The following is a 19,852-nucleotide window of genomic DNA, read 5'->3' as shown; positions in this document are numbered from 1 at the left end:
ACGCAGTTCAGGCCAGCGGCCGGCACTACCGGCAGGCGTCGCCGGGCGGGGCCCGGCGCATCTGTCAGTTGTCCAGCTCCAGCACCATCCGCACCAGGCCTTCGGCACCGGCCGGGTGCGGGACCGGCTTGAAGCCCAGCGAGGCGGCCAGCTGTTTCATCGGCTCGTTCTCGGCGGCGACGTCGCCGTACAGGCGGTCCAGGTACTTGCCGCGGCCCCACTTCACCAGCTTGCGCATCAGCTGCCGGCCCAGTCCCTGGCCAATGAGGAAGCGGCTGATCAGGATCGCGTACTCGGCTTCACGGGTGCCGGGGATGATAGAGGCCCGGGCGACCGCGCCGACCACCGCTTCGCCAGCAGGCAGGGATTCGGCTGCGACCAGGGTGATCTCGGTCTTGGGATTCGGGTGGGTCAGGCGCTGGGTGGTTTCCGGCGAAAGCTCGGTCACCGCCTGCAGGAAACGATCACGGATTTCTTCCGGCCCGAACAGGCTGAACGCCGCTTGCAGCGGTGCGCCATCTTCCGGGCGGATGGGGCGGATCAGCAGCTCGTGGCCGCTGGGAGCCTTGAAGATCTCATGCCAGGGCGGCATGCGGTTGCGAGTGGCCATACCGGGTGATTCCTTGGTGGTCCATCGATTGTGGCATCACCGGGGCTGCATTCCGTGAACGAAAGGCTCACGGCGGTACAGCCTCGTGAAGGCCGTCATTCGGGGGCTTTGAGCCAATCCAGGCGGGTGCTGGCCCCCGGTTCGCCCAGGTGCTGGCGCAGCGCCGGCAGGGCCGGGCCGACCACCCGGTCGAACTGCCACGGCGGGTTGAGCAGCAGCATGCCGCTGCCGTTGAGGCGCAGCGGCGAGTCGTCCGGGCGCACCAGGAACTCGATCGTCATCGCCGATTTCACCGGCAGGGCGGTGGCCTTGCGCAGGAAGTGCAGGATGGTGCGGCGCTGCTTGATCGGGAACCACACCGCGCAGGTCGCCTGTGGCCAGCGCGCCAGGGTCTCGGCCAGGGCGGCCAGAACGGCCTGGTACTCGGCGTCCTGGGCCTCGTACGGCGGGTCGATCAGCACCAGGCCACGGCCGATCTTGCTGCCGTTGAACTTCGGCGGCAGCAGCGAGCGCAGCAGGGCATAGCCATCGCCGGGGCGCACATCGACGCGGCTGTCATGGGCGAACAGGGCCTTCAGCGTGGCCGTTTCGGCTTCCTGCAGCTCGCAGACCGCCATGCGGTCCTGCGCGCGCATCGCCTGTGCGCTCAGCAGCGGCGAGCCCGGGTAGTTGGTCAGCGCGCCCACCGGATTGTCGGCCTGCACCGCCTTCAGGTAGCGCTCGACCACCTCCGGCAGCCTGGGCTGGGCCATCAGCCGCATGATCCCGGATTCGGCCTCCAGGGTCTTGCGGCTCTCTTCGCTGGCCAGCAGGTAGCGGCCGGCACCGCCGTGGGTGTCGAGCACGAAGAACGGGCTGTCCTTGCGCTTGAAGCTGTCGATCAGGGCCAGCTGCACGATGTGCTTGAGCACATCGGCGTGGTTGCCGGCGTGGAAGGCGTGGCGATAGTTCATGGGCGGCAGTGTACGGGGCGGCGGCCGCAGCGGCTATGCTGCGCGCCATGACAGCTCCCGTTGCCCATGTCCTGGTGGTCGAGGACGAAGCCGCCATCGCCGAAACCGTGCTCTATGCGCTGCGCAGCGAAGGCTATGCCGCCAGCCACTGCCTGCTGGGCGGCGAGGCCCTGCAACGGCTGCAGGCCGGCGATATCGACGTGGTGGTGCTGGACGTGGGCCTGCCGGACCTGGGCGGTTTCGAGGTCTGCCGGCGGCTGCGTGCGCAGCCCGGGCCGGCGGCGCAGCTGCCGGTGATCTTCCTGACCGCCCGCAACGATGAAGTGGACCGCGTGCTCGGCCTGGAACTGGGCGCCGACGATTACATGACCAAGCCGTTCTCGCCGCGTGAGCTGGTGGCGCGGGTGCGCGCGCGCCTGCGTCGTGCGGCAGCGGTCGTCGCAGCGCCCCGCGCGGACGCCGGCTGGCAGGAACACGGGGCGTTCGCGATCGACCGCGAAGGCCGGCGTATCCGCTTCCGCGGCCATGCGCTGGACCTGACCCGATACGAGTACGCGTTGCTGGAAGCGCTGCTGCAGCGCCCCGGTGCCATCCTCAGCCGCGCGCAGCTGATGGACCGGGGCTGGGACAGCAGCGCCGACAGTGCCGACCGCACCGTCGACACCCATGTAAAGACGTTGCGCGCCAAGCTGCGTGCGGCTGGTGCCAGCGACGACCCGATCCGCACCCACCGTGGCCTTGGCTACGCGCTGGAGGTCTAGCCGATGCGCCTGGTACTGAAGCTGTTCCTCGGCTTCTTCCTGATCACCGGCATCGCCGCGTTCTTCGTGATGCGCGTATTCGTCAACGAGGTGAAGCCCGGTGTGCGTCAGGCGATGGAATCGACCCTGGTCGATGCGGCCAACGTGCTGGCCGAGATGGCCGCCGCCGACGTCAAGGACGGCACCATCCGCAGCGGCAGCTTCACCCGCAACCTGGCCAAGGCGCGGCAGCGCGACCTGAAGGCGATGGTCTGGCGTTTTCCCAAGCGATCGCTGGATTACCGGGTGACCATCACCGATGCCAGGGGCATCGTCATCTACGACTCGCTGGGCCGCGACCTCGGGCGTGACAATTCGCGCTGGAACGATGTCTACCGCACCCTGCGTGGCGAGTACGGCGCCCGCTCCAGCCCGGAAATACCAGGCGAAGAAGGCGATACGGTGATGCACGTGGCGGCGCCGGTATACGACCCGGCCGATGGGCGCACCCTGATCGGCGTGCTCAGCCTGGCCCAGCCCAACCGCAGCATCGATCCGTTCATCGCCGCCAGCCAGCGCGCCATCATCGAGCGCGGCGCCTGGTTGATCGGGCTGTCGGCGCTGGTCGGCGTGCTGGTGACGATGTGGCTCACCACCGGCCTCGGCCAGCTCAGCCGCTATGCACGCGCGGTCAGCGCCGGCGAACCGGTGCCACCGCCACGGCGCCGCCGCGACGAGATCGGCGACCTGGGCCAGGCGCTGGAAACCATGCGCCGCAAGCTGGAGGGCAAGGCCTATGTCGAACAGTACGTGCAGTCACTGACGCATGAAATGAAGAGCCCGCTGGCGGCGATCCGCGGTGCCGCCGAGCTGCTGCAGGAGCCGCTGCCCGAGGCCGACCGCGTGCATTTCGCGCGCAGCATCGTCGACCAGCAGGAGCGGCTGACCGAGACCATCGACAAGCTGCTGGCGCTGGCCGAAGTGGAACAGCACGGCTGGCTGCAGACCCGCGATCCGATCGCGCTGCCAACGTTGCTGGCCGATGCGGCAGCGGCGGCGCAGGTGCGTGCGCAGGCGGCCGGCGTGCAGGTCAGCATCGGCAGCGCGCCCGACCTGCGCGTGCAGGGCGATGGCTATCTGCTGCGGCAGGCGTTGCACAACCTGATCGACAACGCCATTGCCTTCTCACCGCCCGGCGCGGACATCGCACTGCAGGCCGAGGTGGACGGGCAGGGCGTGCGCCTGCAGGTAGCGGATCGCGGTACCGGCATTCCCGACTACGCGCGCGAACGGGTGTTCGAACGCTTCTATTCGCTTGCCCGCCCGGGCAGCGGCCGGCGCAGTTCCGGCCTGGGCCTGCCGTTCGTGCAGGAGGTCGCGCGCCTGCACGATGGTCGCGCCAGCCTCGACGCGCGCGACGGCGGTGGCACCGTGGCCAGCCTGTGGCTGCCGTTGTCAGTGCCGGGCCAGCGTCCGCGCCGCTGACTTCACACTCGCTTCAACTTCGCCACAAACCCTGCTCACCGCAGCGGTCCATCCTGCAGCCCTCTCCAACGAGGATGGACCATGAAATCCCTGAAGATGCTGCTGAGGTTCGCCATTGTCGGCGGGCTGATCCTGTTGCTGCTGGTGCCGCTGATGATGATCCGCGGGGTCATCACCGAGCGCAGCCAGTACCGCGACGAGGCCTTTGCCCGGGTGGCCGACAGCCGTGCCGGCACGCAGCAGCTGGTGGGCCCGGTACGGGTGGTGCCGTGGGTGGAACGCAAGCAGGTTGAACTGGTTGACCCGCTGGGCGTCAAGAAGACCGAGATCCAGGTGACCGAGGGCCACTGGCTGCAGATGCCGGCGTCGCTGGAGGTGGGCGGCGAGATGCTGCCGAGCCAGCGCGAGGTCGGCCTGTTCAAGGTGCCGGTGTACAGCTGGAATGGCCGGTTGAAGGCGACTTTCGCCGAAGACGACTATCCGGTGAAGAACGGCCGCACCTATGGCCAGCCCTATGTGGCGCTGGGGGTTTCCGATGTGCGCGGCCTGGTGGGCACGCCGAACCTGCGGGTGGACGGCAAGCAGCTGCGGTTGCTGCCCGGTGTAGGCGTGGCCAGCGAAATCGGACGTGGCCTGCATGCGCCGGTGAGCGGTTTCGCCGCGGATCAGGGCGGCGCGCTGGCCGCCAGCACCGTTGAACTGGAGCTGCGCCTGGATGGCAGCCGCATGCTGTCGGTGGTGCCGGTGGGCGATGACACCCGGATCGCGCTGCGTTCGAGCTGGCCGCATCCGTCGTTCAGCGGCGCCTTCCTGCCCAACGAACGCCGTGTCGATGCACAGGGCTTCGATGCACGCTGGGCGGTGTCCTCGCTGGCCTCCGATGCACAGCGCCAGCTGCGCAGCGAGGGGACGATCGATTCGCAGGCCGTGACGGTGTCGCTGGTCGATCCGGTCGATACCTACACCCAGGCCGACCGTGCCTCGAAGTACGGCGTGCTGTTCGTGGTGCTGACCTTCGTCGGCTTCATCCTGTTCGAACTGATCAAGTCGCTGCGCATCCATCCGCTGCAGTACCTGATGGTCGGCCTGGCGCTGGCGATCTTCTTCCTGCTGCTGATCAGCCTGTCCGAGCACATCGCGTTCTGGAAGGCCTACCTGGTCTCGGCCGTGGCCTGCATCGGCCTGCAGGCGGTGTACCTGGCCAACGTGCTGGGCCACTGGAAGCGCGGCCTTGGCTTCGCTGCGCTGCTGACCGTGCTGTACGGCGCGCTGTATGGCCTGCTGGTGTCGGAGAACAACGCACTGCTGATGGGATCGCTGCTGCTGTTCGTGATCCTGGCGCTGGCGATGTGGGTGACCCGCCGGGTCGACTGGTACGCGCTTGGCGCGGACCTGAAGTAAGGAGCACGCCATGAGCTGGCGCCAGGGATTGCGGCAACGGGCGCGGCAGGGCATTCCGGCCCTGCTGGAAGTGGATGCACTGCTGCAGGCACATGGCGTGCTGGCGGCCCTGCCGGGGGCACGGATCGCCCCCGGCCTGGTCCGCTTCCAGCTGGCCGCGGTGACCTGCGAGGGATTGCAGGGCAAGGGCCTGGCCTGGTTGCAGGGCGCGCGGCAGGGACGCGGTGCGCTGGCGGGGAAGGTGCCGCGCTACCGGCCATGGAAGGCCGGGGCGGAAGCACTTGCGGAAATCGGCATCGGTGGCCTGCCCGATGACTGGCCCGCGCATGCGGCGGTGTATGGCTGCAGCAGCATCGACCGGCGGCACTGGTTGCTGCTGCTGCCGGAGCGGGCGCAGCTGTGGCTGGGGTGGAGTGGGTGAGGTGGTTTGGCAGATGCGACCCAACCACTCTTCTGTGGGGGCGAACCCTGGTTCGCACGCTTCCGCGCCGCCCATGACCGATGGGACGGTATCGCGGCGCCGCTGCTGGCTAGACTCGATGGGTTGATGAGCAGGCCGGAAGGCAGGGGTGCGATGTGTTGAAGTGGGGCGTGCTGGCCGTAGCGCTGGCGATGGGTGGCAATGCAGCGGCGCAGCAGCGCGAATCAGTGGACCTGGACATGGTCAGCCGCATCCGCCAGGAGGCCTTCCACCGTTCGCAGGTGATGGACACCTTCAGCTATCTCACCGAACGCATCGGCCCGCGGCTGACCAACTCCCCGGCGATGGGCCGCGCCAACGCGTGGACCCGCGGCAAGTTCAACGAATGGAAGCTGGACAACGTCCACGACGAAGCGTTCGATGACTTTGGCCGTGGCTGGGAGTTCACCTCGGCCAGCGTGGAAATGCTGGGTGACCGTGTGCAGCCGCTGCATGCACTGCCCAAGGCCTGGACGCCGGGCACCAAGGGGCCGGTTGAAGGCGAGCTGGTGCAGGTCGAGATCAAGAAGCCCGAAGACATCGAGAAGTACCGCGGCAAGCTGCGCGGCAAGATCCTGCTGCTGGGCGAGGCGCGCGAGTACAAGCGCGGCACCGAGCCGGATTCCCATCGGCATGACGCGACCTCGCTGGAAGGCCTGCAGGCGTTCACCCTGCCGAAGGACCAGGACGCCACCGCCGAACGTGCCAAGCGGGTCAAGGAGTACCAGGAACGCCAGCAGCTGGCGACCAGGGTCAATGCGTTCTTCGTCGAAGAAGGGGCGCTGGCCTCGATCAGCATCAGCAGCTGGGACAACGGCATCATCCGCGTTGCCGGTGGTGGTTCGCGCAAGGCCGGCGAGCCGGTCGGCATCCCCGAGCTGGCGATGATCAGCGAGCACTTCAACCCGCTGGTGCGCGCGCTGAAGGCCGGGCAGACCGTGCGCCTGCGCGTGGATGTGGCCGCGCGCTTCACCGATGACGCCGACCAGCCCGGCTACAACACGCTGGCCGAGATCCGCGGCAGCAGCAGGCCCGATGAAGTGGTGATGATCGGCGCGCACCTGGATTCCTGGCACAGCGGCACCGGCGCGGCCGACAACGCCGCCGGCGTGGCAGTGATGATGGAGGCCATGCGCATCCTCAAGGCCACCGGCGCCAGGCCCAAGCGCACCATCCGCGTGGCGCTGTGGAGCGGCGAGGAGCAGGGCCTGATCGGCTCGCAGGCCTATGTGGCCAAGCATTTCGGCCGGTTCCCGGAGCCCACCGACCCGGCGCAGAAGGCGCTGCCGGCGTCGCTGCGCGAGCCGACCGGTGCACTGCAGAAGACCCGCGATTACAGCAAGTTCCAGGTCTACTTCAACATGGACAACGGCTCCGGCCGCTTCCGGGGCATCTACGCCCAGGAAAACCTGGCGGCGATGCCGATCTTCGAAGCCTGGCTGGCGCCGTTCCATGACGTCGGCGCCACCACCGTGGCGACCCGCAACACCGGCAGCACCGACCACATCAGCTTCGACCGCATCGGCCTGCCGGGCTTCCAGTTCATCCAGGACCGGCTGGACTACTTCACCAATGTCCACCACAGCCACCTGGACACCTGGGACCACGCCGAACCGGAAGACCTGAAGCAGGCCGCAGCCATCGTCGCCTCGTTCGCCTACAACGCCGCGATGCGCGAGCAGCCGTTCCCGCGCAAGGTGGAACCGTAAAAGGGGACGGAGGGGATTAAGTCGCATCTCCCCTCCGTTTCCCGGTTGCAGTACCCACGGGCTGGGCAATCGCGACTTAATCCCCTCCGTCCCCTTTTTCCGTCGGGGGCGGCGGGCTGGTAAAATCGGGGGATTCCCGTTCCTCGAGCCGTCCATGACCTGCCGCACCCGCTTCGCCCCCAGTCCCACCGGCTACCTGCACATCGGTGGTGCCCGCACCGCGCTGTACTGCTGGCTGGAGGCCCGCCACCGTGGCGGCGAGTTCGTGCTGCGCATCGAGGACACCGACCGTGAACGCAGCACCCAGGGCGCGATCGACGCCATCCTGGAGGCGATGGAGTGGCTGGGCCTGGACTACGACGAAGGCCCGATCTATCAGACCGACCGCGTCGCCCGCTACCGGGAAGTGGCAGAGCAGCTGATCGCCGACGGCAAGGCCTACTACGCCTACGAAACCCGCGAAGAGCTGGACGCGATGCGCGAGGCCGCCATGGCCAGGCAGGAAAAGCCGCGTTACAACGGCGCTGCACGCGAACTGGGCCTGCCGTACAAGGACGACCCGAACCGCGTCATCCGCTTCAAGAACCCGCTGGAAGGTACGGTGGTGTTCGACGACCTGATCAAGGGCCGCATCGAGATCGCCAACAGCGAGCTGGATGACATGGTCATCTTCCGCCCGGACGGCTACCCCACCTACAACTTCGCGGTGGTGGTGGACGACTGGGACATGGGCATCACCGAGGTCATCCGCGGCGACGACCACATCAACAATACCCCGCGCCAGATCAACCTGTACGAGGGCATTGGTGCGCCGGTGCCGAAGTTCGGCCACATGCCGATGATCCTGGACGAGCAGGGCGCCAAGCTGTCCAAGCGCACCGGTGCGGCCGACGTGATGCAGTACAAGGACGCCGGCTACCTGCCCGATGCGCTGCTGAGCTACCTGGCCCGCCTGGGCTGGTCCCACGGTGACCAGGAGCTGTTCAGCCGCCAGGAGCTGATCGACCTGTTCGACGTGAAGGACTGCAATTCCAAGGCCTCGCGTCTGGACATGGCCAAGCTGGGTTGGGTCAACCAGCACTTCCTGAAGACCGAGGACGTGGCCGCCATCGTGCCGCACCTGGTCTACCAGCTGCAGAAGCTGGGCCTGGACGTGGCCGCCGGCCCGGCCCCGGAGGATGTGGTGATCGCCCTGCGTGAACGCGTGCAGACCCTGAAGGAAATGGCCGAGAAGGCCGTGGTCTGGTACCAGCCGCTGACCGGGTACGACGAAGCGGCGGTGGCCAAGCACCTCAAGGCCGGTGCCGAGGTGGCGCTGGGCAAGGCCCGCGAGCTGCTGGCGGCGCTGCCGGAGTGGACCGCCGAGTCGGTGGGCGTCGCCCTGCACGACACGGCCGCAGCGCTGGAAATCGGCATGGGCAAGGTCGCCCAGCCGCTGCGCGTGGCGATCACCGGCACCCAGGTCAGTCCTGACATCTCCCATACCGTGTACCTGGCCGGCCGCGAGCAGGCCTTGAAACGCATTGATGTGGCCATCACCAAGGTAGCAACGGCCTGAGGCATCCTTGCCAGGCCCGAACCGGAGAACACGCATGCCCGCCAAGACCGCCACTGCCTGTACCGCCCCGCACCACCACGTCCACGACGCATCGGATTTCGTGGCGGTGGTCGAGCGTGTCTCGCGCGAACGCGGGCTGCGCCTGACCCCGATCCGCGCCAACGTGCTGAAGCTGATCGCCGAGGCCGGCAAGCCGGTCAAGGCCTACGAGCTGCTGGAATGGGTGCGCAACGGCAAGGGCGTGGGCGCCGATGCCCCGCCCACCGTGTACCGCGCGCTGGACTTCCTGATGGCCAATGGCTTCGTGCACAAGCTGGAATCGGTGAATGCCTTCGTGGCCTGCCACCATCCCAGCAGTGCCGCGCATTCGGTGCCGTTCCTGATCTGCAACAGCTGCCACAGCGCGGTGGAACTGGAAGACCGCGAGATCGTCACCCAGCTGGAGAAGCGCGCCAAGGAGCTGGGCTTCCAGCCGCAGGCACAGACGCTGGAAGTGCATGGCCTCTGCGCGCGCTGCGCCGGCTAATGCAACGGTAGGGCCGGCCGCTGGCCGGCATTTTGGAAACGGGGTCAGATCCCTTTGCCACTGGCAAAGGGATCTGACCCCGTTTCATACCGGTGCGGCAGGGCCTGCGTCCTAGTCCATCGGCTTGGACCGGGTATCCACCCGCACGATCACCGACATGCCGGGCCGCAGCTGCTTTGCCAGCTTCTGATCCCTGTTGATCGATATCCGCACCGGCAGCCGCTGCACCACCTTGGTGAAGTTGCCGCTGGCATTGTCCGGGCGCAGCACGCTGAATTCCGACCCGGTGGCTGGGGCGATCTCCTGCACGCGGCCCCGCAGCACCTGGCCCTGGAACGCGTCCACCGAGAACGTCGCCGGTTGGCCGATCGCCATGCCCCAGGTCTGGCCTTCCTTGTAGTTGGCCACCACCCACAGCGTGTCAGGTACCAGGAACAGCAGCTGCGAACCGGCAGCGACGTACTGGCCCACGCGTACGCTGGCTTCGCTGATCTGGCCGTCGCGTGGTGCGTGGATCACCGTGTTGGCCAGGTCGATGCGGGCCAGTTCCAGCTGCGCCTGCGCGCTTTCCACCTGCGCTTCCAGGCTCTTGCGCGCGACCTGGGTCGACACCAGCGTTTCCTCGGCGATGCGGATCTGCGCCTGCGACTGTTGCACGCTGGCCTGTGCCGACGCCTGGGTGGTGCGGAACTTGTCGCGGTCGTTGATGGACACCAGCTGCTGCGCCGCCAGTTCTTCGTAGCGTTTCAATTCATTGCGCGAACGCTGCAGTTCGGCCTGGCCGGCCGACAGCGTGGCGCGGGCGGAGGCAATCTGTGCGCGGTTCTGCGCCTGTGACTGGTCCGAGTTGGCCAGCGCCGCGCGCGCGCTGTCCAGCGTCGCCTGCGCCTGGGCCACGCGCTGCGCATAGATGCGGTCATCGATGCGCAGCAGCGGCTCGCCCTGCTTCACATGCTGGAAATCCTTCACCAGCACTTCGGTCACATAGCCGTTCACCTGCGGCGCCATCACCGTGATCTGGCCGCGTACATAGGCGTTGTCGGTCACCATCACGCTGCTGGTGAACGGCCACAGGTGCCAGGCGCGCAGGATCAGCGCAATGCCCAGCAAGGCCACTACCACCATCACCACCACGCTGCGGGCGCTGGGCTTGAGGTACTTCGGCGCGACCGCAGGTTCTACCGGCGTGGCCGCGGGCGCCGCGTCGGTCGGCGGCGGTGGGGCGACGTTGTCGGTGTCGTCGGGGCGGGGCGGGACGGGAGGCATGGGAGGACTCAACGGGACGCGGCCGGCGTGGACGCGGTGGAAAGGGCGGGGTGGCGCTTGCGCCATTGCTTGAGCACGGCGGTGCGCAGCGACAGCAGCAGCAACCAGCACAGGAAGCCGATCGCCAGCCAGCCGCTCAGCGTGAACACGTCATTGAAGCCACGCACGTTGGCTTCGCGGCGCGTGGTCTGCGCCAGCTGCGCGCTGCCCTGCGCACTGCGCAGCACCGGGTCGGTGATCTGCGCAGCGTACAGCTGCTGCTGGATGCGCAGCCGTTGCGCGACCACCGGATCGGCCGGATCGAGCTGGCTGGTCAGCGCGCTGGAATACAGCTGCTCGCGATGCAGCTGGAAGGTCCCCAGCACCGCCGAACCTGCCAGGCCACCCAGGGTCTGCGTGATCGACAGCGTCACCAGGAAGGTGATCATGTGGTCGACGCCCTGTTTCAACGCGGCGGAGATGCCGAGCATGATCAGCGGTCCCATGAACATGCCGGCACCGACCGAGGCCAGGAACTGGCTGGCGTAGAAGTCGTGCGGCCGGTCCAGGCTGGTGCGGTGCTGGTCGAAGAACGCGGCGGCGCCCAGCAGCAGGATCGCCATCAGCAGCTGCGCGATCAGCCGCGTCGGTCCGAAGGTGAGCGAGGCGCCGGCGATGCCGACGATCACCCCGGCCAGGATCACTACGAACAACGGCCGCATCTGGTCAGGCCCCATGCCCAGCGTGCGCATCAGGTTGACCACGCCGTAGGACTGCTCGGTGGTCAGGAAGCGGATCAGGAACGCGCCGACGATGAAGTGCAGCACCGGCAGCTTCGACAGCCAGCGGATCTGCAGCAGCGGATTGCGCCGGTAGTGTTCGATGATGAAGGCGTTGGTGGACAGCACGATCGAGGCGACCAGCGCCCAGCCCAGCCATGGGGTGTTGAGCCACCAGCGGGTGTAGCCCTGCGCCAGCACGATCACCAGCAGCGCGACCGCCGGCGCGAGCAGGGCGAAAGTGAGGAAGTCCAATGGCTCGAACGCCTTCACCTGGATGCCGGGCGGCAGCTTCAGCACTACCACTGCCGCGAACGCGCACAGGGCCAGGCCGGCTTCGAAGGAGTACAGCTGGTGCCATTGGCCGGTATCGACCAGGCCTGGTGAAACGATCCAGGCGATCGGCACCGCCAGCTGCGACAGGCCGACACCGACCACCAGCAGGTTGCCGGTGAATCGCCGCGGCAGCGCCTGCAGCATGTACAGCGTGCCCAGTGTGGAACAGGCCGCACCCGCGAAGCCGCTGGCGGCTCGGGTCAGCATCGTGGTCTCGAAGCTGCCGACGAACAGGTGCAGTACCGCCAGCGCTGCGTACAGGCCCAGCCCGATCTCGGCGAACAGGCGGATGCCGTACTGCTGGCGGAACTTGAAGGCCAACAGGTTGGCGGTGACATTCACCATCGCGTATGCGGCCACCAGCCAGCTGCCCTGGGTCGGGGTCAGCGCCAGCTGGCCCTGCAGGAACGGCAGGTTGGCGGTGACCAGCGCATTGCCGAGGCCGCCGGTGATCGCCACCAGCAACGATACCAGCGCATAGGCCGCGCGCCGGTACGGCGGGTGCCAGGGCATCGACGCCGAGCCGGGCATGGTCGGCTTCTCATGCTCCTCCCAATCCGGAACCGGCTTCAGATACGGCTGGACCATCAACGGGCCTCGCTGGCAGCTCCCTGGAGACCCCCACGCAGCAGCTGCAGGGCACGCCCGGCCAATTGGGCGCGCTCGTCGCGGGTCTTGCCGCGCAGGGCCGCACCCAGCATGCCCGAGATCAGTGAAATATCCGTCTTTTCCAGGTCGTCACGGCACAGTCCGGCGGCCTTGGCGCGCGCGATCGGTTCCTCCAGCAGGTCGCGCACGGTCTCGCGCGCGGCGCGCATGGACGGCACGTCCGAGTCGACCGCACGCCAGTAATCGGCCAGTGCCGGCGAATCGATGATGCGCTGGGCCATGCCCTCGAACACCTCGAACAGGGCGTCATCGCGGTCACCGAGCTGTTCGACCTGGCGCCGGATGCGGTCGACCGTGCGCTGCAGCAGCGCCTGGATCAGCGCGGTGCGGTCGGGGAAGTTGCGGTACAGGGTGGCGCGGCCCACCTGGGCGCGTTCGACCACCAGATCCAGCGGGGCGGTGACGCCATGTTGGCCGAAGACATGATCGGCGGCGTCGAGGATGAGGGCACGGCGGGCAGCAGCATCGGCACGTTGAGCGGTCATGGAATTATTTTCGGACAAAAGTGTCCGATTGGCGAGACTTTGAGTGACGGGATTGTCCGGTTGTTGTCGTACGCACACCTTTGTGACGGATGCGTGATGGCGTGGGACGGAATGAAAACGGGGGCCCGAAGGCCCCCGTTCAATGCGGTGGTGCCAGAGCCCTTTCCTTCGGAAAGGGATCCGACCCCGCCGTGCGCGATCAGAAGAACGCGCGGATCCCGAATGCGACTCCACGGCCTGGCAGCGGCGAGTAGTCGCGCAGCAGCGAGGTATGCGGGCGCACTTCGCGGTTGGTCAGGTTGCTGCCATCCAGGAACACCTCGTAGCTGTTGCCCGCGTTGCGATCCCAGCGGTAGGCCAGGTGCGCGTCGACCAGGGTGTAGCCGTCGCTTGGTGCTTCGTTCTGGGCGACGTCCTTCTGGCGGCTGTAACGCACTGCACCGACCGAGGCGCGCCAGCCGTCCTTCGACCAGCGCAGGTCGGCACCGACGCGGGCCGGGGCGATGCGCGGCAGGTAGCCGGTGTTGGCCAGCTCCACGTTGTAATTGTGGTTGTGGTCGCCGTGCGGTACGGCGATGTCGAGGTTGCGGCTGCCGTTGCCATCCAGCTTGGCCTTCACATAGTCACCGAACAGGCGCAGATCCCAGTCACCGGCGCCACCCTCGAACAGGTGCACCAGCGCTTCGGCCTCGGCGCCGCGGAACACCGCGTCCTGCTGCGTCCAGGCGCGGACCGGCAGGCCTTCGGTAACACCGGTGTCGGCGAGGTAGATGAAGTCCTTGAACTTCGTCTGGTAGACCGACGCGGAGAAGTCCAGGCGATCGCTGTGGGTATGGATGCCCAGTTCGACGCGCTGGCCGCGCTCGGTTTTCAGGTTGGCGTCGCCGATCTCCAGCGAGCGGGTGGCGATGTGCGCGCCGGCGGCGTACAGCTCTTCGTTGGTGGGTGCACGCTCTGAGCTGTCCACGCCGATGCGCAGGTCAACGGCATCGTTGAGCTTCCAGATACCGGCGGCAGACAGGTTGGTGGCACCGAACGTGCGGCGACGGTAGTCACCGGTCGGGTCCAGCTTGACCTGGTCGTGGCGGCCACCCAGTTCCAGCTTGAACGGGCCGAACTGCTTTTCCTGCAGCACGAACAGGCCGATGTTCCTGGTGCCGGTATCCGGTACGAACGCCTCTTCGCCCTTGGCGCCGAAATCGCTGTTGCCGAACTGCAGGCCGAACGCGCCGTCCCAGCCGCCGATCTGCTGCTGCACGGCTTCCAGGCGCGCTTCGATACCACGGTTGGTGAAGCGCGTCGACGGCGTGCCGGCCTCCAGCTCCACGTGCTCGTAGTCGGTGTAAGCCACGCGTGCGTTGATGTTCTTCAGGAACGAGACCGGGTTGTAGATGCCGGCCTTGGTCTCGAAGCGGTTCTGCACCATGTCGATGCGCACGTCATGCTCGTCGCCGCCTTCCTCTTCATCGCCGTGGTCGTGACCGTGGTCATGGCCGTGGTCATCACCATCGGCATGCACGTGCGCGCCATTGGGAATGCCGTAGTTGGTGCGATAGGTGCTGGCCGACACACCGAAGTAACCACCGTCGCCCAGCCACGTTGCGCCGACGCCGCCGGCGCGGGTGCGGATCGAACTGTTGTCCAGGCGGCCGCGGCGCGGTTCTTCGCCCTCGGCTGCGTCGTGATCATGGTCGTGATCGTGGTCATGGTGGTCTTCAAGGCTGTCGATCACCGCGTAGCCGGGAATGCGGTAGTCGTCGCCATTGCGTACCAGGCCATCCACGTGCAGCACGACGTTGCCGCTGACACCATCGAGGCGGAACATGCCGCTGCGCTCATTGTTCACCGAGTTGCCGCGCAGCTCGGCGCGGCCGCTGAGCGGGCGCTCCGGCAGTTCGCGCGCGATGCGGCCATCCACCACATTGACCGCGCCACCGATGGCGCCGCTGCCGAACAGCAGCGTGGCCGGACCCTTCAGCACTTCGATCTGGTCGGCCAGGAACGGCTCGATGCTGGTGGCATGGTCGGCGCTGACCGTGGAGGCGTCCATGTTGCCCATGCCATTGGACAGCACGGCCACGCGCGGGCCTTCCTGGCCGCGGATGATCGGGCGGCCGACGCCGGGGCCGAAGAAGGTGCTCTGTACGCCGGGCAGCTTGGCCACGGTATCGCCCAGGGTGCCGGCCTTCTGCTCGTCCAGGCGCTCGCCGGCCAGCACGTCCACCGGGCGCGCCAGGGATTCGGCATCGCCCTGCAGCGGCGACGCGGTGACCTGTACCGAGGAGAGTTCGGTCAGGTGGCGGTCACGGTGGGAGGTGTCCTGGCCGGCTGCAAAGGCGACGGACGGCAACAGGGCGGCGAGGGCCAGGGCCAGGGAATGCGGCTTGAGCCGAGGGGTGTGGGCGGGCATGGGCAGGTCCTTTGTTACAATGTATCAATCGCAGGGCGCACGAATCCCGTCGAGGGGACAGGGGGAGGGGAAACCGTGCGGTTCGGAGAGGGATGTTATATTATTCCATAACGATTCGCCGACCCTGCTGGAAGTCATGTCCCTGTCCTCACGCCTGCGCCACCTGCTCGACCGTTTCGGTGCCACTGGTTCGATGCTGTGCGCAGTGCATTGCGCGGTGATCCCCGTGCTGCTGGCGGCGGCGCCGTCGCTGGGCCTGTCGTTCTGGCTGAGCGATGGCGTGGAACAGGCGCTGGTGGTGTTCGTGACCCTGCTCGGGCTGTTCAGCCTGGTCTGGGGCTATCGCCGCCACGGTGCCCTGCGTGCGCTCGGCTTCCTGATCCCCGGCCTGGTCGCGCTGTGGGCCGGCGTGCTGTACGACCCGCTGCACCACAATGCGGTGCCGCATGCGGTGGTGATGACCATCGGCGGCCTGCTGGTGGGCGTTGCCCACCTGGTCAACCTGCGCCTCAACCACGGCCACGTGCACGACGCAAGCTGCGCGCACTAGGCACGCCGTGATAGGATTTCCGATCGTGCGCGGGGGCGCCCAGCAAGGCGGCCCCGCCGAACCCGTGTCAGTACGGGGTAACCAGATTTCACACTTGAGGAGTTGAAGACATGGGTAAGGGTGACCGCAAGACCGCCAAGGGCAAGCGCTACAACGCCAGCTACGGCAACGCCCGTTCGCACACCGCGAGCAAGGTCGCCGTAGGCGCCGCCGCCCCGGTTGCCAAGAAGACCGTGGCCAAGGCTCCGGCGAAGAAGGCCGTGGCGAAGAAGGCCGTCGCCAAGGCCTGATCAGGCCGACCGACCGGTCCAAGGAAGACGCGGCGCCTGGCGCCGCGTTTTTTTATGCACGTTCCTGCAGGGCCGAGCCCATGTGCGGCTGGCGTAATGCAGTCGAGCATGGGCTCGCTCTACAGGGAATTCAGCGCAGGGTCTGCTTCAGCGTTTCCGGATTGCCATCGTTCGGCGCGGCCGGCACCTGCAGCAGGTGGGCCAGCAGCGGGTAGACGTCGACATTGTCGAAGCCGTCGATCACCAGGCCCTGGCGGAACGAGGGGCCGCTGGCCACGAACACTGCGCGCATGGAGGGCAGGGCGTTGTCGTAGCCGTGCGAGCCACGGTCCTGCTTCGCGCGCTTGGCGATCTTCTCGCGGTGCAGCGCATCCCAGCCTTCATCCATCGCACAGACGATGGCCGGAACCCGCGGATGCGTGCCGTAGTGCCAGCGCGCCGGCAGGTTCTCCTTCTTCCAGCACTCGTAGTGCGCATGGCGGCCGAGCAGGGCGCGTTCGGCCTCAGCCTCACGACCGGCCACTGGCGCGAAGCCCACCGACTGGCCCTGGCTGACGTTGCGCGCGATGGACGGGTCGGCCATCGATTCGGTGGCGATCACGTGGCCGTCGGCGACGCTGGCCATGCCGTGGTCGGACACCACGATCACATTGGTGGTGGCGGCCAGGCCGCGCTGCTGCAGGCCGTCGAGCACCTGCCCGACGATCAGGTCGGCGCGTGCGATGGCGTCGGCGTACTGCTTCGACCCGGGGCCGTAGTTGTGCCCGGCCTTGTCCACGTGCTCCATGTACAGCGTGGTCAGTCGCGGGGCATCGGCGTCGGTCTGTGCCAGCCAGTCGAGCACGATACCGGCACGCTGCTCCAGCAGTTCCTTGCCGTCGTAGATGCGCCACTGGCTGGGGCGCACACCACGGATTTCCGATTCACTGCCCGGCCACGACGTCGTGGCGGTGCGCACGCCGGCGTTTTCGGCGCCGACCCAGATCGGTTCACCGCCCCACCAGGCACTGGTGGTGACGGCCTCGCGGTTGCTCAGCTCGAAACGGCCCAGCGCTTCATCGTCCATGCTGTTGTTGACGATGCCATGGTGGTCCGGGCGCAGGCCGGTGACGATGGTGTAGTGGTTGGGAAACGTCAGGGAAGGATAGGACGGTGTCATCCAGCGGGCGCGCACGCCGCCGTCGATCATCCGCTGCAGGTTCGGGGTCAGCCCGCGGTCCAGCGCATCGGCGCGCAGGCCGTCGATGGAGATCAGCAGCAGCTTCGGCGGTGCGGCCGATGCGACGGACGTGGGAACGGAGGCGGTAGGGGCAGGCGCAGTGGTGCAGGCAGCCAATGGCAGCAGCAGCGCCAGCGAACAGGTCAGGCGTACGGAAGTCATCCGTGCATGATAAGCCGGTGCAATTACCGGCCCAAGACACGGCGCGCCAGGATCGCCCGGGGTCAGATCCCTTTTCCACGGGAAAAGGGATCTGACCCCGATGTTCAGGCGAACAGCGGGGCCTGGCGTTGTTCCAGCCGCAGCAGCGCGGCCTTGGTTTCCAGGCCACCGCCGAAACCGGTCAGTGCACCGTTGCTGCCGATCACGCGGTGGCAGGGCAGGATGATCGGCAACGGGTTGCGCCCGTTGGCCGCGCCCACCGCGCGGGTCGCGCTGGGCTTTCCCAGGTGTTGCGCCAGTTGCAGGTAGCTCCAGGTCTGGCCGAACGGAATCAGCGCCAGCGCCTGCCACACGCGCAGCTGGAACGGCGTACCACGCGGCGCCAGCACAAGGTCGAAGCTGTTGCGCTCGCCGTGCAGGAACTGCAGCAGCTGCTCGCGTGCTTCCGGCAAGGCATCCGGTGCGTAATGCCAGTCATCACGCCCGCGCGCGGGGTGGCGGTTCTCCGGGAACAGCACGTGTGACAGGCCACGCTTGTCGCCGGCGATGGTCAACACGCCGATCGGGCTGTCGAAACGATCGAACAACAGTGTCATGTCGGTTCTCCAACGAAGGTGCCGGACAGGTGCCACAGGTGCAGCACGGCGTAGGCGCGCCAGGGACGCCACGGTTGCGAGCGCGCTTCGGTTGCGCGTTCGCTCAGGCGCTGGCCCTGCGCGTGGCCGAGGACCTGCTGCAGTACAAGATCGCCGGCCGGGAAGGCATCGGGCTGGCCGAGGCCACGCAAAGCGATGTACTGCGCGGTCCATGGGCCGATGCCGGGCAGTGCCACGCAGCGGGCAACAAACTCTTCCAGCGCCTGGCCGGGCCCGAAGTCGAGCTGGCCGCTGGCGCAGGCGGTGGCCAGTGCACGCACGGTCGCGGCGCGGCTGCGCGGCAGGCCGATTGATTCCAGAGGCGCCTCGGCCAATACCTCGGGCGCAGGGAACTGGCGATCAAAGTCGGACGACATGCCCGGCAGGTGCGCGCCATAGGCATCGACCAGCCGCCGCGCGAAGGTGGTGGCGGCGGCAACAGTAACCTGCTGGCCGAGCACGGCGCGCACGCCCACTTCGAAGCCATCCCAGCCGCCGGGCACGCGCAGCCCCGGGCGCTCGGCGATGCCGCGCGCCAGCAAGGGTTCCTCACCCAATGCGGCGTGCACCTGCTGCAGGTCGGCATCCAGATCAAACACGCGACGCACGCGGCGCACGATGTCCGGGATCAGGCGCGGATCCACCGCACCCAGCTGCAGGCGCAGCTCCGGGCGCTTCGGGTCGGCAGTGACGCGCAGCAGGGTGGGGCGCTCCGGCGTGCCCAGCACGCGCTGGTAGCTGTCCTCGCCAATCAGTTCGATGCCGGGCAGGCTGCGCTTGCGCAGGAACGCCAGCATGCGCGGGAAGTCCAGCGGCGGACGGTAGCCCAGGCGCAGCACCAGGCCGCCATCGTCGGCGGCCAGCGGTTGATGCTGGCGGCGCAGTGCGGTGGGGGCCATGCCGCAGCCCTGCAGGAATGCGGTATTGAAGCGGCGCAGGCTGTTGTATCCGGCGGCCAGTGCGACGTCGGTCACCGCCAGCGTGGTCTCGGTCAGCAGTTGCTTGGCCAGCAGCAGGCGATGGGTGGCGTGGATCTGCCCGGGCGTCGCGCCCAGGCGTTCGACGAACAGGCGCTGCAGCTGGCGCGCGCTGAGGCCGAGCTTCGTAGCAAGATCGGCCACCGGCTGCTCCTGCAGGAAGCCGCCGTGGATCAGGGCCAGGGCGCGCTGTACGGTCTGCCCGGCCAGTGCGTGCTGGGCCTGTGGTGCCAGCTCCGGGCGGCAGCGCAGGCACGGGCGATAGCCGGCGGCGGCGGCAGCAGCGGCGGTCGGGTAGTAGGTGATGTTGCGCGGCTTCGGGGGCGGTGCGGGGCAGACCGGGCGGCAATAGATGCCGGTGCTGCGCACGGCGGTGAAGAACACGCCGTCGAAACGTGCGTCGCGGGCCAGGCGGGCGCGATCGCAGGCGGCGGTGTCGAGGGCGAGGGCGGTGTCCATGGCGGCAGTCTAGGCGGGTGCGGGCGGGGATACTCGCCACATTCGGACATGGATGCTGAAGGGGGTCACGCCGGGCTGCGCCCGGACCCGCGGTAGTGCCGGCCGCTGGCCGGCAACAGCAACAGCAACAGCAGAAGCGGGATTCCTGTGGGATGGCGTGGTGGGTCCGGTGGCAGGGGACGCCGTGAACCCCC

The 19,852-nt window shown here is 67.8% G+C and carries 18 protein-coding genes; 9 read left to right on the top strand and 9 right to left on the bottom strand.

The window, feature by feature from the left end; genetic code table 11:
- Positions 1-64: 64 nt before the first annotated feature.
- On the bottom strand, positions 65-610 hold the full coding sequence (locus tag J3A72_RS18010) for a GNAT family N-acetyltransferase (protein WP_014646444.1): 546 nt from the start codon (positions 608-610) through the stop codon (positions 65-67).
- A 95-nt stretch (positions 611-705) separates the two neighbouring features.
- Complete coding sequence (gene rlmJ / locus J3A72_RS18005) at positions 706-1,563, bottom strand: 23S rRNA (adenine(2030)-N(6))-methyltransferase RlmJ (RefSeq protein WP_075076203.1); 858 nt, start codon at positions 1,561-1,563, stop codon at positions 706-708.
- A 35-nt stretch (positions 1,564-1,598) separates the two neighbouring features.
- Here rlmJ and creB point away from each other — a divergent pair, with 35 nt between their 5' ends.
- The 7 genes from creB to J3A72_RS17970 all read left to right on the top strand — a co-directional run bounded on the left by creB (position 1,599) and on the right by J3A72_RS17970 (position 9,442).
- Positions 1,599-2,324, top strand: coding sequence for a two-component system response regulator CreB (gene creB / locus J3A72_RS18000; protein ID WP_075076204.1), 726 nt, complete (start codon positions 1,599-1,601; stop codon positions 2,322-2,324).
- Positions 2,325-2,327: 3 nt separating this feature from the next.
- Entirely contained in the window at positions 2,328-3,788 is a 1,461-nt protein-coding gene (gene creC, locus J3A72_RS17995) for a two-component system sensor histidine kinase CreC (protein WP_075076205.1), read from the top strand.
- A gap of 81 nt (positions 3,789-3,869) precedes the next feature.
- On the top strand, positions 3,870-5,189 hold the full coding sequence (gene creD / locus J3A72_RS17990; RefSeq protein WP_075076206.1) for a cell envelope integrity protein CreD: 1,320 nt from the start codon (positions 3,870-3,872) through the stop codon (positions 5,187-5,189).
- A 10-nt stretch (positions 5,190-5,199) separates the two neighbouring features.
- Positions 5,200-5,610 carry a hypothetical protein gene (locus tag J3A72_RS17985; protein WP_014646449.1) on the top strand — a complete coding sequence of 137 codons (411 nt, stop codon included), beginning with the start codon at positions 5,200-5,202 and terminating at the stop codon, positions 5,608-5,610.
- Between the two features lie 155 nt (positions 5,611-5,765).
- Positions 5,766-7,358, top strand: coding sequence for a M20/M25/M40 family metallo-hydrolase (locus J3A72_RS17980; protein WP_014646450.1), 1,593 nt, complete (start codon positions 5,766-5,768; stop codon positions 7,356-7,358).
- Positions 7,359-7,512: 154 nt separating this feature from the next.
- Positions 7,513-8,916: a glutamate--tRNA ligase gene (gltX, locus tag J3A72_RS17975; RefSeq protein ID WP_032961970.1), complete on the top strand. Its 1,404-nt coding sequence runs from the start codon at positions 7,513-7,515 to the stop codon at positions 8,914-8,916.
- A gap of 34 nt (positions 8,917-8,950) precedes the next feature.
- Entirely contained in the window at positions 8,951-9,442 is a 492-nt protein-coding gene (locus tag J3A72_RS17970; protein WP_004150412.1) for a Fur family transcriptional regulator, read from the top strand.
- A gap of 111 nt (positions 9,443-9,553) precedes the next feature.
- Here the strand turns inward: J3A72_RS17970 and J3A72_RS17965 are convergent, their stop codons facing one another.
- The 4 genes from J3A72_RS17965 to J3A72_RS17950 form a co-directional block, all read right to left on the bottom strand.
- Entirely contained in the window at positions 9,554-10,708 is a 1,155-nt protein-coding gene (locus tag J3A72_RS17965; protein ID WP_075076207.1) for an HlyD family secretion protein, read from the bottom strand.
- An 8-nt stretch (positions 10,709-10,716) separates the two neighbouring features.
- Complete coding sequence (locus tag J3A72_RS17960; RefSeq protein WP_075076208.1) at positions 10,717-12,390, bottom strand: MFS transporter; 1,674 nt, start codon at positions 12,388-12,390, stop codon at positions 10,717-10,719.
- Positions 12,390-12,956, bottom strand: a complete 567-nt coding sequence (locus J3A72_RS17955; protein WP_014646454.1) for a TetR/AcrR family transcriptional regulator — start codon at positions 12,954-12,956, stop codon at positions 12,390-12,392. Before J3A72_RS17955 ends, J3A72_RS17960 begins: the two co-directional genes overlap by 1 nt.
- Before the next feature lie 199 nt (positions 12,957-13,155).
- Positions 13,156-15,366, bottom strand: a complete 2,211-nt coding sequence (locus J3A72_RS17950; protein WP_075076209.1) for a TonB-dependent receptor — start codon at positions 15,364-15,366, stop codon at positions 13,156-13,158.
- Positions 15,367-15,502: 136 nt separating this feature from the next.
- Between J3A72_RS17950 and J3A72_RS17945 the strand changes: the two genes are divergently transcribed.
- Both J3A72_RS17945 and J3A72_RS17940 read left to right on the top strand, forming a co-directional pair.
- Positions 15,503-15,916 (top strand): MerC domain-containing protein, encoded by a 414-nt coding sequence (locus tag J3A72_RS17945; RefSeq protein WP_008264835.1) that lies wholly within the window; start codon positions 15,503-15,505, stop codon positions 15,914-15,916.
- Between the two features lie 110 nt (positions 15,917-16,026).
- Entirely contained in the window at positions 16,027-16,206 is a 180-nt protein-coding gene (locus J3A72_RS17940) for a 30S ribosomal protein THX (protein ID WP_004150462.1), read from the top strand.
- A gap of 130 nt (positions 16,207-16,336) precedes the next feature.
- On the opposite strand, the gene J3A72_RS17935 is transcribed toward J3A72_RS17940, so the two are convergent.
- The 3 genes from J3A72_RS17935 to J3A72_RS17925 all read right to left on the bottom strand — a co-directional run bounded on the left by J3A72_RS17935 (position 16,337) and on the right by J3A72_RS17925 (position 19,658).
- Entirely contained in the window at positions 16,337-17,587 is a 1,251-nt protein-coding gene (locus J3A72_RS17935) for an ectonucleotide pyrophosphatase/phosphodiesterase (RefSeq protein ID WP_053495644.1), read from the bottom strand.
- A 104-nt stretch (positions 17,588-17,691) separates the two neighbouring features.
- The gene (locus tag J3A72_RS17930; RefSeq protein WP_075076210.1) at positions 17,692-18,183 is read right to left on the bottom strand and encodes a methylated-DNA--[protein]-cysteine S-methyltransferase; all 492 of its coding nucleotides are present in this window, start codon (positions 18,181-18,183) and stop codon (positions 17,692-17,694) included.
- Positions 18,180-19,658 carry a DNA-3-methyladenine glycosylase 2 gene (locus J3A72_RS17925; RefSeq protein ID WP_075076211.1) on the bottom strand — a complete coding sequence of 493 codons (1,479 nt, stop codon included), beginning with the start codon at positions 19,656-19,658 and terminating at the stop codon, positions 18,180-18,182. Before J3A72_RS17925 ends, J3A72_RS17930 begins: the two co-directional genes overlap by 4 nt.
- Positions 19,659-19,852: the final 194 nt, after the last annotated feature.

Source organism: Stenotrophomonas sp. PvP093 (assembly GCF_017876915.1).
GTDB lineage: Bacteria > Pseudomonadota > Gammaproteobacteria > Xanthomonadales > Xanthomonadaceae > Stenotrophomonas > Stenotrophomonas muris.
The sequence above is the reverse complement of the archived record's forward strand: the minus strand, read 5'-3'. Positions and strand labels throughout refer to the sequence as shown.

Bases quoted from the DNA above. Each gene is read 5' to 3' on its own strand.
- J3A72_RS18010 (WP_014646444.1), bottom strand. From the start codon at position 610: ATGGCCACTCGCAACCGCATGCCGCCCTGGCATGAGATCTTCAAGGCT.
- rlmJ (WP_075076203.1), bottom strand. From the start codon at position 1,563: ATGAACTATCGCCACGCCTTCCACGCCGGCAACCACGCCGATGTGCTC.
- creB (WP_075076204.1), top strand. From the start codon at position 1,599: ATGCTGCGCGCCATGACAGCTCCCGTTGCCCATGTCCTGGTGGTCGAG.
- creC (WP_075076205.1), top strand. From the start codon at position 2,328: ATGCGCCTGGTACTGAAGCTGTTCCTCGGCTTCTTCCTGATCACCGGC.
- creD (WP_075076206.1), top strand. From the start codon at position 3,870: ATGAAATCCCTGAAGATGCTGCTGAGGTTCGCCATTGTCGGCGGGCTG.
- J3A72_RS17985 (WP_014646449.1), top strand. From the start codon at position 5,200: ATGAGCTGGCGCCAGGGATTGCGGCAACGGGCGCGGCAGGGCATTCCG.
- gltX (WP_032961970.1), top strand. From the start codon at position 7,513: ATGACCTGCCGCACCCGCTTCGCCCCCAGTCCCACCGGCTACCTGCAC.
- J3A72_RS17970 (WP_004150412.1), top strand. From the start codon at position 8,951: ATGCCCGCCAAGACCGCCACTGCCTGTACCGCCCCGCACCACCACGTC.
- J3A72_RS17965 (WP_075076207.1), bottom strand. From the start codon at position 10,708: ATGCCTCCCGTCCCGCCCCGCCCCGACGACACCGACAACGTCGCCCCA.
- J3A72_RS17960 (WP_075076208.1), bottom strand. From the start codon at position 12,390: ATGGTCCAGCCGTATCTGAAGCCGGTTCCGGATTGGGAGGAGCATGAG.
- J3A72_RS17955 (WP_014646454.1), bottom strand. From the start codon at position 12,956: ATGACCGCTCAACGTGCCGATGCTGCTGCCCGCCGTGCCCTCATCCTC.
- J3A72_RS17950 (WP_075076209.1), bottom strand. From the start codon at position 15,366: ATGCCCGCCCACACCCCTCGGCTCAAGCCGCATTCCCTGGCCCTGGCC.
- J3A72_RS17945 (WP_008264835.1), top strand. From the start codon at position 15,503: ATGTCCCTGTCCTCACGCCTGCGCCACCTGCTCGACCGTTTCGGTGCC.
- J3A72_RS17940 (WP_004150462.1), top strand. From the start codon at position 16,027: ATGGGTAAGGGTGACCGCAAGACCGCCAAGGGCAAGCGCTACAACGCC.
- J3A72_RS17935 (WP_053495644.1), bottom strand. From the start codon at position 17,587: ATGACTTCCGTACGCCTGACCTGTTCGCTGGCGCTGCTGCTGCCATTG.
- J3A72_RS17930 (WP_075076210.1), bottom strand. From the start codon at position 18,183: ATGACACTGTTGTTCGATCGTTTCGACAGCCCGATCGGCGTGTTGACC.
- J3A72_RS17925 (WP_075076211.1), bottom strand. From the start codon at position 19,658: ATGGACACCGCCCTCGCCCTCGACACCGCCGCCTGCGATCGCGCCCGC.